Consider the following 339-nt stretch of genomic DNA (forward strand, 5'->3'; position numbering starts at 1 on the left):
TGTTGCTTGCTTAATTTGACTTCCATTGCGGGGCCTTTTATAGAAGGGCTAACATTGCAAATCGGCTCCCCAAAAAGCACAGCGACGGGGAACGGACAACCCAATCGGTCCTCACAGCGGACTTTACCCACTCAAACCTTATCACGCCGCTTGTTTGGCTACAAACACCGCTCGCGCAGCCCGGATGCCGCGCAGGTACTTGGTCTGACGCCGGGCACAAAGATCCGTGAGCGATGCCGGTGCGCCGACCGCCGTTCCGAATGCCTTGAGAAGACGCTCGGAATAGCCGATAAATTGCTTCCCATCAATGCTCAATCGCGCGAGGAGCTTGGGTTCTCG

1 pseudogene is annotated in these 339 nt (G+C 56.0%); it reads right to left on the reverse strand.

Annotation, left to right across the window (positions count from 1 at the left end):
• Positions 1–141: 141 nt before the first annotated feature.
• A pseudogene (locus tag BQ17_RS21400) lies at positions 142–339 on the reverse strand (transposase); the annotation flags it as partial.

This window comes from Candidatus Thiosymbion oneisti (genome assembly GCF_900092655.1).
GTDB classification, from domain to species: domain Bacteria; phylum Pseudomonadota; class Gammaproteobacteria; order Chromatiales; family Chromatiaceae; genus Thiosymbion; species Thiosymbion oneisti.